The sequence below is a fragment of the Olsenella sp. HMSC062G07 genome, assembly GCF_001811895.1.
Classification (GTDB): domain Bacteria; phylum Actinomycetota; class Coriobacteriia; order Coriobacteriales; family Atopobiaceae; genus Olsenella_F; species Olsenella_F massiliensis.
The window spans coordinates 31835-47542 of the sequence record NZ_KV806926.1 but is presented as its reverse complement, the minus strand read 5'-3'; the positions used below and the strand labels follow the sequence as shown (position 1 = coordinate 47542).

The 15708-nt window shown below is 56.7% G+C and carries 12 protein-coding genes; 8 read left to right on the top strand and 4 right to left on the bottom strand.

Annotated elements, in window-relative coordinates:
* The first annotated feature begins 1002 nt into the window (after positions 1–1002).
* The 5 genes from HMPREF2826_RS09205 to istB all read left to right on the top strand — a co-directional run bounded on the left by HMPREF2826_RS09205 (position 1003) and on the right by istB (position 4238).
* Entirely contained in the window at positions 1003–1623 is a 621-nt protein-coding gene (locus HMPREF2826_RS09205; RefSeq protein WP_148138270.1) for a hypothetical protein, read from the top strand.
* 406 nt (positions 1624–2029) lie between these two features.
* Positions 2030–3022: an IS21 family transposase gene (istA, locus tag HMPREF2826_RS00215; RefSeq protein ID WP_210388935.1), complete on the top strand. Its 993-nt coding sequence runs from the start codon at positions 2030–2032 to the stop codon at positions 3020–3022.
* A gap of 9 nt (positions 3023–3031) precedes the next feature.
* Positions 3032–3178 (top strand): hypothetical protein, encoded by a 147-nt coding sequence (locus HMPREF2826_RS09515; RefSeq protein ID WP_210388934.1) that lies wholly within the window; start codon positions 3032–3034, stop codon positions 3176–3178.
* 90 nt (positions 3179–3268) lie between these two features.
* Complete coding sequence (locus HMPREF2826_RS09510; RefSeq protein ID WP_210388933.1) at positions 3269–3481, top strand: hypothetical protein; 213 nt, start codon at positions 3269–3271, stop codon at positions 3479–3481.
* Entirely contained in the window at positions 3474–4238 is a 765-nt protein-coding gene (gene istB, locus HMPREF2826_RS00210) for an IS21-like element helper ATPase IstB (RefSeq protein ID WP_070637963.1), read from the top strand. The genes HMPREF2826_RS09510 and istB overlap by 8 nt, the downstream gene beginning before the upstream one ends.
* Positions 4239–4512: 274 nt before the next feature.
* Here istB and HMPREF2826_RS00205 read toward each other — a convergent pair whose 3' ends face one another.
* The 4 genes from HMPREF2826_RS00205 to HMPREF2826_RS00185 form a co-directional block, all read right to left on the bottom strand.
* Complete coding sequence (locus HMPREF2826_RS00205) at positions 4513–5154, bottom strand: hypothetical protein (RefSeq protein ID WP_070637960.1); 642 nt, start codon at positions 5152–5154, stop codon at positions 4513–4515.
* A complete protein-coding gene (locus HMPREF2826_RS00200) occupies positions 5151–5723 on the bottom strand; it encodes a hypothetical protein (protein WP_070637957.1) in 573 nt (190 codons plus the stop codon). The genes HMPREF2826_RS00205 and HMPREF2826_RS00200 overlap by 4 nt, the downstream gene beginning before the upstream one ends.
* A 46-nt stretch (positions 5724–5769) precedes the next feature.
* Entirely contained in the window at positions 5770–6291 is a 522-nt protein-coding gene (locus tag HMPREF2826_RS00195; protein WP_246824622.1) for a type IV toxin-antitoxin system AbiEi family antitoxin domain-containing protein, read from the bottom strand.
* Positions 6292–7712: 1421 nt separating this feature from the next.
* Positions 7713–9200, bottom strand: coding sequence for an ATP-binding cassette domain-containing protein (locus HMPREF2826_RS00185; protein ID WP_070637954.1), 1488 nt, complete (start codon positions 9198–9200; stop codon positions 7713–7715).
* Positions 9201–9673: 473 nt separating this feature from the next.
* On the opposite strand from HMPREF2826_RS00185, the gene HMPREF2826_RS00180 reads away from it, so the two are divergent.
* From HMPREF2826_RS00180 to HMPREF2826_RS00170, 3 genes are all read left to right on the top strand, one after another.
* Positions 9674–11620 (top strand): VaFE repeat-containing surface-anchored protein, encoded by a 1947-nt coding sequence (locus HMPREF2826_RS00180; RefSeq protein WP_210388932.1) that lies wholly within the window; start codon positions 9674–9676, stop codon positions 11618–11620.
* Positions 11621–12236: 616 nt separating this feature from the next.
* Positions 12237–13289, top strand: a complete 1053-nt coding sequence (locus tag HMPREF2826_RS00175; RefSeq protein WP_210388931.1) for an AAA family ATPase — start codon at positions 12237–12239, stop codon at positions 13287–13289.
* 2 nt (positions 13290–13291) lie between these two features.
* Entirely contained in the window at positions 13292–15628 is a 2337-nt protein-coding gene (locus HMPREF2826_RS00170) for a S8 family serine peptidase (RefSeq protein WP_070637945.1), read from the top strand.
* Positions 15629–15708: the final 80 nt, after the last annotated feature.

Sequence of the window (15708 nt, the reverse complement as noted above, 5' to 3'; positions counted from 1 at the left end):
TTCGTTTTCGTCAGGCTTGCCCCCGTGGTCTTCGCTGGGGCGATGGCAGGCGCGTTCGCAACCAGAAGAAAAGGCTAAGTAGGCACACTGAGTGCATGCTTGCCCTGAAGGGGAGGCGACGGCACAACTGGGACAAGTTACTCCCTCGACAAGCCTCTTACTCCCCGTTCGTAAAGTTTTGCCACTCGTCGCCGTGTACGGCAATTAGGAGAAAAGCCACATGAAAAAGAACCCCCTGAAACGTCAGGTTCAGGGGTCTTAGTCATGCTTGGCAGCGTACATGGCGATACACTGCGATACGCCACGGAGGGCCTTGTCCGACCAAAACCGGGGGTCCGCTATTCCCACTCGATAGTCGCAACGCCCCTTCAGCATGAACTCAACAGCAGTGTTTACCTGAGAATACGTCTACTCTTGAGAGTGCGGAGGCCCCGAAAACCTTAAACTCACCGTGAACTCACCCTCCGGGGAGTAAATGCCCTGACCTGCGGAAACGCTCGAACTCAGCCGGACGCTGAGTTCATGTTAGCCGGGCACAAGGCAAAAGAGCATGGGGAGTAAAATATCTGGCTTGAAAACAAGGGTGTTTACCTGCTGATATGCATTTCTATACCGCGAAGTGAGTTCACAGACCGTCTGCCAGCCCAACTTGCTTTATAGAAATTCGATCGAGGGTGCATACGCGGTGATTAGCCAATACGCGCAGATAATCCTTTATCTGAAGACATATGCACGATTCAGCCCTTCTGCTCCGGGGACTCGTTGAATCCTTGAGTTCGTGGCCCGCGCGACTCTCTCGGCAGGTATCGGACATCTCAATTTGATGGACGGTCGGAAACCGGTTACATGCCAAGCTTGAGCATTGAGCTGCGCGATGAGAATACCTTCATACCGATACCAGCGCTTTGGGAACAATCGTTATACTGAAAACTATATCGATGCTTGCTGTAAAGAAAGTTTAGAGATCTTTATTTTCTGGTCGTCTTTGTGGAAGGGGAAGCAATGAGTACTTCTTTGGCCCTTTTATGGTTAGTCGCATTAATTGTGTTTATCGTATTTCTTGTAAAAGGTCGGAAGCTATCAAAGTCCGGGCAGAGAGACGAAGGGAAGCAGGCAACCAAGAAGGCCATTATCGCCTTGGCAGTAAGCATTGTCTGCCTAATCGGTTTTGGTGCGACATCACCAACGAGTTCTAATGTCGAGGCAGATAATAATTCAGGAACGCAGAGTGCGGCAGAGTCTACCGAAGCGGCCACTTCGACAATTGAGGCGACGTCATCCGCTGAACCACTCACTATAGAAATCGTGGCTGGTGAAGCTGGGGACTACGGCAAAAAGATCGTCTTCAACGAGGGAACCGACCAGGAGGATAGGACTTACGAATACCTCGTGCCGGCAGGAACTTATGAGGTGACCAATCTCGGCGACCATGCGACGCAGGTCAATGTCTACAAGGCGGATGAGAAAAATAAGACCAGCGAGGGCTGGGAGGAATGGGTTACCGGCGATGGCGGAGGTTCGCAGTTACTGAAAACAGACGGCACGATTGAAGTAATTGTGCCAGAGGGATATGCAATCAACGTCGATGAGCCCTCTCATATTTCGATGAAACAGGCTGATTAACCTAATTGGAGAATTGGCCCAAAACCATCCCATTGCTCGAAGCGAAACAGTTGCCTACCTCACTGCATTCACCCATCGCTTAGGTGATGCGAGGGCAGCGAAACTCCACGAACAGGTCCCCGCCCAATGTGTCACGGACGGGGGCTTGTTTAGGCTCTATCACTACTGTCAGCTGTAGGCCCATAGGCTATAAACAGGAACCACGAAGGTACCTTGTTCAGCGGTATGTCTGAAGTAGAGTAATAATTGCGGGATTCGTCATCAGGGTTTTTCAGAAGTCATCACGCAGATATTTCGGGTTTCATCACCAAGGGCACCCCCGACCCTTCCCCGATGGCCTAAGTTGTCGTTGCTCAGTCTTCGACAAAGGAGGTCGGAAAGGAAATGATCGAGATGCCCATGATACATGGATATTAGACAGGTGCATCGCGATGGTTCGTCGATAGCCGAGATATCCAGGAAAACCAACGTCTCAGAGCCGACGGTGCGCAAATACGTCAGGATGGGAGACCTGTCTCCGAAGGTCCCTGCAAAAAGACGGGTGCCCTCAATGCTGGACGACTACGCTCCCCTGATCGACAAGTGGCTTGAGGAGGATCGCAAGAATTGGTATAAGCAGCGCCACACGGCCCAGCGCGTCTTCGAGCGCCTCGCCGCGGAGCATGGCTCCGAGGGCTCCTACTCGACGGTCCGGCGCTACGTTAAGCGCTATAAGGAGGAGCGCAGGGGATCGGGCTCCCAGTACCTCGACCAGGATTGGCCCCCTGGCCAGATGCAGGTCGACTTCGGCCAGGCCGACTTCAGGATCGTCGGCGTGCGAACCCGCATGCACAACCTGGTCTGCGCCTTCCCGTTCTCCAACGTGGGCCTCGCGCAGGTGTTCTACGGCGAGACCGCCGAATGCGTCTGCGAGGGGCTTTTGGCCGTGTTCGAGCACATAGGCGGCGTGCCCCGCAAGATCGTCTTCGACAACGCGACCGGCGTCGGCAGGAAGATATGGGGCGTCATCAGCACATCGAAGCTGTTCTCGGCCTTCGCCGCCCACTACGGGTTCTCCCACGCGTTTTGCAACCCCCATGCCGGGCACGAGAAGGGGTCGGCGGAGAACGAGGTCGGAGCGATGCGCCGCTCGCTGTTCGTGCCGATCCCGCAGTTCGACAACGTGCGCCGGTACAACAAGCGCCTGCTGGACATGAGCATGGGACCCTCGGACAAGGCCCATTACCGCAAAGGGGAAAGCCAGCTCGCGCTGTTCGAGGAAGACTGCTTCGCGCTGTCCCCGCTGCCGGATTCGAGATTTTCCGCGGTGAGCTGCACCAAGCACAAGGCGGACGAGTACGGCAACGTCGTTCTCGACGGCCGCCATCGCTACTCCACGGACCCCGCATACGCGAGCTGACGGCTCATCGTGGGCGCCGGCGCGTTCGACGTCGACATATACGACTCCGAGGGGGCCCACATCGTCACCCATGAGCGCGGCTGGGGCGACAAGCCCACCGAGTCGATAGACCCCGTGAGCCAGCTGGCCCTGCTTTGCAGGAAGCCCGGCGGCTGACACGAGAGCCGCGTCCGATCCGCCCTTTCCGACGACATCAGGCGATGGATCGACGACGCGGACGCGGCCGGACGCGGCAAGGCCCTGCGCGTGCTGCGCGACGTCGCGAGCGAAAGCGGCTGGGGGCCCGCGGTCGCCGCGGTGTCCAGCATCGTCGGGGCCGGCGGCAGCATGGACCGCGCCACCGCGTCCATACTTGCCGCCTCCGAGGTCAACGCCCGCGGCGTGGTCGCCTACGACGAGCCGGTCGACATGGCCGCCTACGACGATGTGTTCGCGATGATGGGAGGGTCCCGTGCTTAGCAAGGCGGAGAAGGGCCAGCTGCAGGGGCGGATCGCGCGGGATGCGCGCACCCTGCGGCTGTCGAACGCGACGGTGGCATGGTTCTTGGACCGCGCCACCCCGGGGCAGATGCAGGCGGTGAGCGAGCTTCTCTCCCATGAGCTCGAGGTCAGAAGCGACAGCAAGCACGCACGCCTCCTGCGCCAGGCCAAGTTCCCGGCGGTGAAATCGGCGTCGGCGTTCGACCCGTCCGACCTGAGGTTCCAGGAAGGCTACGGGTGGGAGCAGCTGCTGGGCCTGGAATGGCCGGGACAGAAGCAGGACTTCGTGTTCCACGGGCCGACGGGAAGGGGCAAGACCCATCTTGCGATAGCATTGGGCATGCTGGCGGTAGACGCGGGCAAGTCGGCGAGGTTCCTGTCATGCGCGCAGCTGGTGTTCGACTTGAAGGCCGCGAGGGAGCGCAGCAGGCTGGACGAGCGATACCAGGAGCTGTCAAAAGTCGACCTGCTGATCCTGGACGAGTTCGGCTACATCCCGCTGGACTCAGACGGGGGCAGGCTGCTGTTCCAGGCGATGTCGAACTGCTACGAGCGCCAGTCAATGGTGCTGACGACCAACATCGAATTCGGGAAGTGGGGCACGGTACTGGCGGATGACAAGCTGGCATCGGCGCTGGTGGACAGGATAGTGCACCACGGCAGGCTGGTGGAGTTCAAGGGCGAGAGCCGCCGCGTCGCGGATTCGCTCATGCTGAGAAACAGGAAGGAAGGCTAGGCCTCGCGGCCCTTGGTGAAATCCGAAAAGCTTTCGCGCTGAGACCCAAAAGAATTGGATGATGAGTTACGAAAAACTGCTTGACGAAACACAACGGGAACCCGCCGCCACCTCGACATCCGAAGTAAGCGACCTGCCCGACGGCCTCATGGACATGCCGTAGGTCGCGGTCTACCAGCGCGTCGAAGACGTCGGCCTACGGACCCACCGAGCGGCAGAAGATTCCCACCATGAGGATTGGAAGACTGCTGAAAACGCTACTGCTATTGGCCAATCAATCACGCCTGTTCTGGCCGATGTAATCATCAATGTCATTTACGGTCAAACGAAGCAAATCCCCCTCTGCAATCCCTCGCTTCAGCCCCATGTCTTTTCTGAGTTGTATAAGGACCTTTTCCATTCCGAACAACAAGTACTTGGGGTCATTAAGACCCCGAGAAGAGGCAACCCGCCAATTCCCCCAAGCCTTAATCGCTTTGGAAGAGCCCCAAAGAGTCAACTCTTTCGTAAACTGATTGAAAAGATTCATCAACTCTTCTTGAGTGAAATCCTTGTCCGTTCTGGTCTGAGACTGAAAGTCGTAGAACATCGAAATGAGCTGCATGTATGGTTTTTCACGATGCATACGCAAATACTCGTTGCGTTTCATGATATTGCCCGCAACGTTACCAGAAACGTACGTAATCACGGATACCGTTGCGGTGATTAGTGCGACTACAATTGCAGAGTCCAGAGTCGAAAGAGATGCAAAGAAGGCTGCGACTCCAGGGCCAGCAAGATTAATCAAAACCGCAGTTCCACATGCAGCGATAAGCACGATCACAAGTAGGGCCAGTAGCCCTTTAATTATCGGCCATAACTGAGGATTCCTGTTTCTCTCTTCATTAAGATAGTCTATCTGGCCGCTCCCGCTCATATTGCCGCTCCCAGTACCTTCCTCGCGATCTCGCTGCACTGCGCCAGCTCTATGCCAGATGCGTAGAGGTTCTTTTTCACGTATTTGCCCCAGAACGCAAGCATCGTCTGGTCGGCTGAGACTTCGTTGAGGACTATCTGCCAACGCTCCATCCGTTCGGCGCTGCCGCATTTAGCGCACGTGGCCTCGAGCGCTTCGTGCAATGTCGAGTTAACGTGGCTGTCACCCTTGGTTCGCCATAGCGGGTGTATGTCATAGAATCCGTGCGGGCGGGTGTTGGCTACGCCTCGCGAGACGACAGTCTCGCGCTTCTCGGCGGATTCATGTGTCACTGTGAAGCCGGTGACGGTCGTGTTGAGGTCCATCGTCGTCCTGGACGCCACTCCCACGAAGGAGGAGATGAGCATGCGACCCTTGATGATGACGTTGTCGCGACATCTAGACTTTGAGAGGCGCTCGAGGGGCCTCTCAAAGAAGTAGCTTCGCATCAGGGACTGCGCGTGGATGTCCGCTTCCTTCGCTCTAGCGTTAATGTGTGTCTTGGGTTGCATGGCGTTCTTAGGCCTCATAGCAGCACCTCCAGGTAGTTGCGAGTTTTGGCCCCACACCGAGGCTTCAGGCGTAGGCGACAAGCTTCATGGGATCGCAGCCTTCGCTTCGTACGTAGGCTCTCATCGTCGGAGTGACCAGCTGGACGTCTGGCGTGCTCTGACTACGGACGAGATTGCACAGCGCCCTTTCGACGTCGTATGCCCTGACCATGTTGCCGTGCTCGATCTTGATGCTGCAGAGACCCAAACCGAGAGCATTGTCAGCGCAGGTGCGGCATATAATTCCGGCTGTCCTGGCTGCGGTTGAGTTGTAGCTCCTGGGGAAGGTCGTCGTCGGGGCGAAGGGAGCACGGTCCGTCATGCCGTGGAGGAAGAGCGCCGTGTCGTCAGAGAAGACTCCGCAGAAGAAACGGTGCTGCGCGACGTAGAAAGAATCCTCCCGTACATCAGGAAGCGCATCGAGGCCGCGAATTACCTTGACGAGCTCGCCGGTGCTCACGGCATCCGTAAGCTTGCGTCGGGGGATACCGGCGCCTGTCGCCTGAGCAGGGATAACATAGCCGTTGCAGCTTGTGGCTATGTCCAACAGAGCGTCCGTCTCTTCTCCTCCTACATGCGTACTAACGCGCTTAATATTATCTAATATTCAGCATGAATGTACAACCGGTAAGCGAGAAGCAATAAGTCACCCTCAAATCGCTCATTTCTGGAAATTAACGCCCATAAAACAAGCCTCGAAATCCGAAGGTTCCAGGGCAAATTCTCGTTTGTCACTCCCCAAAAGTCCCGGTGGCTTTGTCCTATTCCTACCACTAGATGCTAACCACCGCCACTAGACGGGCGGCTTGCAACTAGATGGAACGAAGCCCCAGCTTACTCCCACTCAATCGTCGATATTCAAGCGTCCGTGAACTCAAAACGGTTCCTGAACTGCGCTTACATTTACTCTCGGCAGCGCGTAACCATCCCGAAACCGGAACTCAGCTGGAACTCAGCGCTGAGTTCCACTTCGGCACGCGAAAGAGCTGGGATGGTAACAGGTTGCCGGGAAGTAAATCCCTGGCCAGCGGAAACGAGAAACGGTTTCGCACAACTGAGTTCACGCCGGGATCGACGCCTCCGAACGCGCCCCGTGTTTTACTGGGGAGTAAACCCTCTGAGCTGGGAAAACGATATTTGGAGTCATGTGACTGAGTTTACGTTGAGCAGTTCCGAAACGAAGGGGGCGGAGGGGAACGGAATACCCGTCTGTCTGTTTTTCGCAATCAGATTATTGCCGACCGGAGAGAGCGCAGAACCGGGATCTGTCTTTCTCATCTGGCTTTCGAGGGTTTCTTTTCCGAAAGCTCAGCGTACATGCCATCCAGACGCTCCAGAATCAGAGCCCTATCGTCAAAGCTATCGAATACATGCATCAGGGTCTTCGAGCCTTCATACAGATAGCGCATTTCGGAATCTGCGAGCAGCCTGTCCGATGTCGGCGTCCTCTTTAAAACAGCTCGTTATTGCAAATGTCACCTATCAGTTTGCCGTTGAAATATACAAGGTATCCACCCATCATAGGTTTTATGGCAACATCGCCGGATTCAGAGAAACTATCGCGAACATATTCATTAAATTCATTTACCTTGATCGTCTCCCCATCAAATTTGAACTTGTCGGACAAACAGAATAGTAATAGATAGCGGTAGATGGGACGCTCTGTAAAAGTCTAGTTCAGAAGCTCTTCCATTCCCGCTTAATCGTCAGTATTCAAGATTGAATGAACTCAACGTACATGCTGGACCGTATGTATGTTTATTCTCGGCAGCGCTAAATCGTCTCGAAGCTAGGGCTCAGCTGGAACTCGGCACTGAATTCCAGCTTGACACACAATAGTGAAGAAAGAACCCAGATCGTTGGAAGACAAGTGGTCTGATCTGCAAAGACGCACATGCCCTTTATGTGACCGAGTTCAGACTGAGGCAATCTTACATAAAATAGCTGGACATCGATAAGGAAGGGCGTCTATCCCGCTACGAGCTCATAGCCGCTCTCCAAAGGCCTTGTCTGCCAGACCACGTTTGTGACCGTCTCCACCAGAGCCGCGTCATGTGAGACCAAGAGAAGCGCGCCGGGATAGACGGCCAGCACGCGCTCCAGGGCCTCGATGGATCCTATGTCGAGGTGGTTAGTGGGCTCGTCCATGATGATGAGCTGAGGGCGTTCGACAATCCCGAGGGCCAGCATGAGCTTGCGCATCTCCCCCGGACTGACGGCATCTCCCTCGAGCATGCGGTTCGGATCTGAGTTGAGCTGCGCCACGACGGAGAGGACACGACCGCGCCGACTAGCCGGAAGATTGTGCAATACACCCAAGGCAGCCCGCTCCTGGGCCCGATCGGGCTCCTGGGGGATGTAGAGAAATCTCGCCGTTTCGTCAAGGCCCTCCACGATTCGCCTGACAAGGGTCGTCTTGCCGGAACCGTTGTCCCCGACGAGCCCTATGTGATCGGTGTTTCCGATGTGCAGAGCGGGAACGACCAGGGAGGCGTCACCGAGGGGGATGCTGCAGGGCCCCATCCTGAAAAGGAGCCTGCGCCTGCTGGGCTCGGCATCGAGCCACACGTCTGCCTCGTAGCGCTTATCGACCCGCGTCGCCACAAGCCTCGCCTCCGCGTCCTCCAGCCTTCCGGCCATGCGTGACGAGAGCCTGCCCGCCTGCCCGTCCTTGCCGGTCACCACCGCGATACGCACCCTGCGGCGCGCGTCCGCATCGTGCTTGTCTATGCCCCTGAGGCTCCTCTTGCCAGCGGCACGCGACGCCTCCTCGCGACGTAGTCGAGCCTCCCGCTCGATGCGGGCCTTCTCCTTGCGGGCCTCGTCGTGAGCGTGGACGGCACCCGAGCGCTCCAGGACTGCCTGCGAGGATGCCCGCGAGTATCCGCCTGGCCTCATGACGACGGCACCCCTCGAGACGAACAGACACTGCACGCAGAGGGCGTCGAGCAGCTCCCGGTCGTGCGAGACGAGAAGGCCGATCCCATCGAAGCGCGACAGCGCATCGGATATGGCACGGCGAGTCGACGCATCGACGTGGTTGGTGGGCTCGTCCATGGCAAGGACGTCCGGAGCGGCCCACAGGGCGCAGGCCACCTGCAGTCGCTTCTGCTGCCCGCCCGAGAGCGTGGCATAGCGCCAGGGCCAGTCGTCCTCGATGGCGAGCTCGCGACGGAGCCTCACGGCTAGGCCGTCATGGGCAAGTGCGAAATCGACCACGTTTTCCGGCGGCTCCTTCGCATCTTGGGTGCAGTAGACGGAGAAGAGGGATGGCGAGACCGTGCCAGCGTCGGGCCGCAAAAGCCCGCAAGCCACCAGCGCCAACGTGGTTTTGCCCCCGCCGTTGTCACCGACGATGCCGGTCCACCCACGGGGAAACGTAGCGGTCACGGCGCGTAGGGCGGGCCCTGCCGTCGACGGATAGGTGTATTCGATGTTGGAGAGGTTGAGCTGCATATTGCCTCCGGTCCTGCGGGAAGCCATGGGGGGCAGCTCTGCGCTTTGCCAGTTTGGGTATGTGACTTTGGAACGATGCTCGAGCATGCGATGCTGCACCCGCAGGCATGGCCACCAGCGATGTCGCTTGGCTTTCGGGTGGATATGAACATCGCTAGTTCTTCATGCACCGGGGCCTTTCTCGTGCCGACGCTTGCCAAAGGCACCGGCGGGTTGCTTGGAATCATTATAGTCACTCAGGTGACAGCGAACAATCGGGCAGATTGGCCCAACCCGGTCAAGCTGACAACAGGGTTTCGCCATTTGGGCCTTAGGTTGGCTTACCGTGGCTTAGTGCCGCGTACTGCGGTATCGCAGGCGAGGACAAGACCATCTACCATGCCTGGTACGAGGGGTCCGATACGGGCAACTGCCGCTTCGACCACATGTGGGGAATCAACGGCGGGCATGGCAAGACGTATGCGAGCTTTAAGGTGTACCGGGGCCTCGCCGAGGGCGGATACGGCACGCTCGACAAGTCGTCCGGCGATGTCAAGGTGACCAAGGGCAACTCCCAGTACTCGCTGGCTGGCGCCATGTACGGCGTATACAAGGACGGCGCTCTCGTAACCGAGTTCGAGACGGATGCAAGCGGGCACGGAAGCACCGCGGACAAGCTCCCGAACGGCACGTACACCGTGAAGGAGATCACCGCTCCGGCAGGATACGAGCTCTCCGACGAGGCTCTCACCGTCACCGTCAAGGGTGCGGATGCCAGCGTCGATGCGACCGACCAGCCCATCACCGTGAAGCTCACCGTCGTGAAGCAGGACAGCGAAACCCTGGAGGCAACGCCCCAAGGTGGAGCATCACTTGATGGCGCGACCTACGAGGCGACCTACACATACGACGGAACCACCAAGACCGTCGAGGGAACCACCGAGGGATCGCAGATCGTGTTCGACGAAATTCCTCTGGGCAAGATCACAGTGAAGGAAACCAGTGCCCCTGAAGGCTATCTCCCCGACACCAAGACCCATGAGTTCACGGTAAGTGCCGATATGACCGACCAGACAATCGCCGTGTTCGAACTGACCCCCTCTGACGAGTTCACCGAACAGGTGAAGCGCGGCGACCTCGAGCTCGTGAAGGTGGGCTCAGGCGACTACAGCCGCCTCGGTAACGTTCCCTTCAAGGTCACAAGCAAGACAACCGGCGAGAGCCACATAATCGTGACCGACGCGAACGGCTATGGCTCGACGGCTTCTAGCTGGAACGCGCACACCTTCAACACCAACGCAGGCACCTCCGAATCGGGAATCTGGTTCGGCTCCTACGAGCCCGACAACAACAAGGGCGCGCTCGTCTACGACGCCTATACGGTCGAGGAGCAGCGATGCGATGACGAGGCGGACAGGGACCTTATCCCGGCGTTCGACGTCACCGTCTACAAGGACTCCGTCAAGATCGACCTCGGAACGCTCGTGAACTCCGAGGGGCCCAAGATCGGCACCACCGCGACCGATGCGGATGACGAGGACCACGAGGCCGTCGCCGACGAGGATGTGACCATCAACGACGTCGTGACGTATACGAACCTCACCCCCGGCAAGGAGTACAAGCTCGCCGGCAAGCTGATCGACAAGAAGACCGGCGAGGCGGTGCTCATCGATGGCGAGGAGCCCGTTTCCGAAGCCACCTTCACGCCTGCCAGCGCCAACGGTTCAGAGACCGTCACGTTCAAGTTCAACGGCATCGAGCTTTCCGAGCATGACGTCGTCGTGTTCGAAAACCTTACAAGCGGAGACGTCGAGGTTGCCGCCCACACAGGCATCGACGACGAGGGGCAGACCGTGAAACTCGTTCTCATGACCCCGGAGATCGGCACCACCGCGGCCGACGCGGACGACGGCGACCACGAGGCTGCGGCAGACAGCTCCGTCGCCATCAACGACGAGGTCTCCTACAGCGGTCTCACGCCGGGGAAGGAATACACCCTCACGGGCACCCTCATGGACAAGGAGACCGGTAAGCCCGTCCAAATCGATGGCAAGGACCTGACCTCCACCGTTGCCTTCACTCCTGAGAAATCCTCTGGAACGGTTACCGTCACATTCGAGTTCGACGGCACTTCCCTTGATGGCCACGACGTGGTCGTGTTCGAGAGCTTGAAGCAGGATGGAGTCGAGGTTGCCTCCCACGCCGACATCGACGACGAGGGACAGACCGTGAAGCTGACGTCTCCCGATTCACCCAAGCCAACCCCTAGCGAATCGGGCAAGGGAAGTCTCCCCAAGACCGGCGACGACCTTCCCATCCTACCCATCGCCTTGTTGGTTGCCTCCACTGCATGCGGCGCTACCGCATTGGTGCTGACCCGCCGTCGCTCCTCCGACGACCCGGATTCAGCTACATCTGACGACGGTGAGGTCGAGGCCTGATGCTCATGAAGGGGCTGTTGTTCTCGTTTGGGCTTCTCTCGATGTTCTCGACCCTGCTTGGGTACGCTTGCATCCGAGCAGGCTCCGCCGCAGAGCGGGACTACGAGAACCTCGAGATGTAAAAGGACGCGCCCTGGAGCAATCCAGGGCGCGTTTTCGCTTCTATGGGCCAGAGAACAGCTATGACGGGCCAGGCACACCTATCGCTGTTCGCGGACAAAAAAACTAGGGCAGGACCGCTTTCGCGACCCCGCCCCGCAAAACCCTAAGGTTTTTTGTCTAGCTTCATTATGGACGATTACTCTCAGTTGCCAAGCAACAATCATCAGTCATATCTGCCTACTTTTGCATTTAGACGTACGACGAGGAGCAATCTGCACGCGTTTCATACGGTTGCTCACCATCGATTATCATGGCATCACATACGTCACCCAAAGGTGTCGTAAAATTTGTACGTCTGAGTATGGATATAGTTTAAACATGTACAATGGCATAGTTAACGTGTACAATTCGAATAATTCGTTTACAGACAATCTATCATGTTTACAACGGATTGCTGATGGATGCGGGGTGAATTATGCAAGCTGAGGTGCTGCGCCTAATAGAGGGCGGACTTTTGGGAGACAAGACCAAGGTCTTGAATTACGCTCGTACCCTTGCCGACAATTTAGAGCAGTCGGGCGACATCCGATTTGCGAAGCGCATTCGCTCGACGTTGGCAGAAAAGCGTTTCAGCATTGCTACGCTCGATGGACTCTCTGCAAAGCCAGTCGACCAGGAGAGCCGCATGGAGATGGTCGATGTCGAGTCGGTCTTGCCGGGAGACGTCGATCTCATTTTCAGTGATTTTCTGCGCAGCGAGATTGACGGCGTCGTAACAATGCGCCGTAAACGCGACATTCTTGCACGCCATGGCATAGACGCGCAGAACTATCTTCTGCTGTATGGGCCTCCAGGCTGCGGCAAGACAAGCATCGCACGTTATATTGCAGCACAGACGGGCCTTCCTCTCGTAACTGCTCGGCTTGACAGCCTGGTCTCATCGCTGCTCGGGAGTACGGCCAAGAACATCCGCAAGGTGTTTGACTATGCCGCGCAGCAAGAGTGCGTACTGTTCCTCGATGAGTTCGACGTCGTCGCCAAGCGCCGTGATGACGAGAACGAGCTCGGCGAGCTCAAGCGCGTAGTGAACAGCCTTCTGCAGAACATCGACTCATTCGGAGATGACAGCATCCTCATTGCCGCGACAAACCATCAGAACCTGTTGGACCTCGCAATTTGGCGAAGATTCAACAAGGTCATAGAAGTCCCCATGCCCTCAAATGGTGAGCTGAAAGCTTACGCCCAGCGTTTCATACGGCCGTATATGTCGACGAAAATCAAACCGAAGCTTTACGCCGCTCTAGAGGGGCTCAGCTTTTCCGATCTCAACACGGCTACGAAAAACGCATTCTATAACGCCACGCTTGAGGGTTCTGAGAACGGTTTTACCGCATACCATCTTGCACGCGAGACGTACGTTCTCAAGCACCACAGCCTAGAGGACCAAGACGCGTTCCTTCGCTATCTCATCAATGCAGGCTGCACCCTTAGGGAGATAAACAAGAAGTCGGGCATATCGATGCGGCGCATACAGGCTGCTTCGCATGCGATTAAGGAAGGAGCGTAGCCATGTCGGAAGACTTCTTACCTATCAGGGTGTTTCGCCAGCGCGAAGTCGACAACGAACGCGTCGAAGGCCGAGGCAGCACGGAAAAGCCAAAATGGGTGCTGACGGGAGAGGAGCTCGCCAAACGCTCTCAATCACTTGCCGCAAGCCTCATGTCATGCTACGCCGACGTACAGCACAATGACGACTTGCCATATGTATACGAGGTGACGCTCGACAAACGCGATACTTCAAAGTCAAAACGCAAGTCAGTCGTAGACATGTTCGAAATCGAAGGCGCGGACGGTCCGTCCCACGTCATCGGCATGCGCGGCTCCAAGCGCCTGCTCGTACACGCCAAAGATGACGCGCAGATTCGAACCCTTGCAAGCCGAATCGTTGATTACGACCGCTATGATATGCCGCTGTCTTGCATCGAGTCCATCGAGCGTTTTCGCCCTGAGGTCGAGCGCTTGGAGGGCGAATCCTTGTATAAGACGAGACTCGTGGACTTCAAAGCCGACAACTCCGTGATTGAACAGGTTTTTGAAGAGCATCTCAATGCGCACGATATAGCTTTTGAGAAAATTTCATATGCGAAAGATCTGAACGTCTATCGTCTGCATGCCAATGCGGACCAGGTGCAGGCGATTGCGGATGGCGCGGCGCGAGAAACACTGTTCTACATTCGCCCCATGCCTAGATGTTCGGTGACTTTAGACGGCAACGTCGAGTTCGCGCTGCCGGGCGTCATGAAGCCCTCCCCAGGAGAGCAGTATCCAATAGTGGGCATACTCGATAGCGGCATCGAGACCATGGCGCATCTTGCGCCATGGATTAATGGCAAACGCATGTCGCCCTATACCGACTCCGACCTCGATAAGAGGCATGGGACGTTCGTCGCAGGCGTGGCGTCTTACGGCGATAGACTCGAGCAACGGAACTGGGTTGGCGGTCTTCCGGTCCGCCTGCTAGACGCGGCGGTGTTTCCAAGGGACGCGAACGTCGATGAGGCCACTTTGGTCGATAGCATCCGCGCTATCGTAGACTCCACGCACAACGAGGTGCGCGTATGGAACCTCTCCATCAGCTTCAACACAGAGGCGCGTGATGACGAGTTTTCGGACTTCGGAATTGCCCTTGATGATATCCAGGATGAGTACAACGTTCTCATCTGTAAGTCTGCTGGAAACTGCGCCGTAGAAGAAGACGGAGCAAAAGGGAGGTTGCTTGTTGGCGCAGATTCAGTACGCGCGATTACCGTCGGGTCGGTAGCGCACAAGAAAGGCATTCATGATATGGCTGACATCGGAAGCGCCTCGCCTTTCTCGCGAAAGGGACCAGGACCTGAGTACATCATTAAGCCCGAAATATCGCATTACGGCGGTAATGCCGGCTGGACGCCATTGGGTTCCACGCGATCTGAAGTCCACTCATTCAGCACTGATGGAGGCCCAGCAGGCGCGATCGGCACAAGTTTTTCGACACCGCGCGTCGCAGCTCTCGCTGCGAATCTTCAGCTTGCGCTTGGAGGCGAATTTGACCCATTGCTCATCAAGGCCCTCATTGCGCACTCTGCCAATTTCCCTGGCGACAAGCTCGTTCCTGCAGACGAGAAAGTGCAAGAGATGGGCTTCGGAGTCCCAGGAAATCTAAGGCAGATACTCTCTGACGACCCATATACTGCTACGCTCGTGCTTCGTGGAGTCATGAAAAAAGGCGAGCAGATCGACATCCTCGATTTCCCGATGTCGCAGTCTTTGGTACGAGATGGCTATTATACGGGCCAAATCGTCCTCACTACCGCATTCGCTCCGCTGCTCGTCGCAGGACAGGGAGGCGAATACTGTCAGTCTGACATCGATGTAACATTCGGATCGTACGATAGCAAGAAATCCAGAGACATCGGCAAGCCAGGTATTCTCAATCCCATTGGCCGCAATGATTCAACGAATCTGCTGCTTCCCTCGCGCTACAGCGCAAAGATGCTAAAGAAAGTAGAGACCGACTTCGCGCTTCGTGAACGGATGCTCATACGGTATAAAGGCAAGTACGCCCCAATGAAAAAATATGCCATAGACTTGGAGGATTTGACGCTGAAATACAAAAGCGCAGTTGCGGCAGATCGTCTTTGGTACCTGTTCTTAAAGGGGACTTTCCGTGACTACGTAGAACGAGAAGCCCTAAAAGCTGACGAGGTGCTCGAACAGGAATACTGCGTCATCATCAGCATCCATGATCCGCGAAGGAAGGCTGAACTTTATAATGAGATTCCACAGCTGCTCACCCAGCATAACTTCTGGCATGAGGGCATACGGCTGAGCAACCAGGTCAGATCCATGATTAGACGGCATCCATAAGGGTTTCTGGGACGGGAGCGGTGAGTAAATTCAGAGCCATGATTCGGGTTGTGGGACGGGTTTTGAAACTTCCGGCGGCG

Coding starts and splice junctions, on each gene's coding strand:
- HMPREF2826_RS00200 (WP_070637957.1), bottom strand. CDS start 5,723: ATGAGGCCTAAGAACGCCATGCAACCCAAGACACACATTAACGCTAGA.
- HMPREF2826_RS00185 (WP_070637954.1), bottom strand. CDS start 9,200: ATGCAGCTCAACCTCTCCAACATCGAATACACCTATCCGTCGACGGCA.
- HMPREF2826_RS00205 (WP_070637960.1), bottom strand. CDS start 5,154: ATGAGCGGGAGCGGCCAGATAGACTATCTTAATGAAGAGAGAAACAGG.
- HMPREF2826_RS00170 (WP_070637945.1), top strand. CDS start 13,292: ATGTCGGAAGACTTCTTACCTATCAGGGTGTTTCGCCAGCGCGAAGTC.
- HMPREF2826_RS09205 (WP_148138270.1), top strand. CDS start 1,003: ATGAGTACTTCTTTGGCCCTTTTATGGTTAGTCGCATTAATTGTGTTT.
- istA (WP_210388935.1), top strand. CDS start 2,030: ATGGATATTAGACAGGTGCATCGCGATGGTTCGTCGATAGCCGAGATA.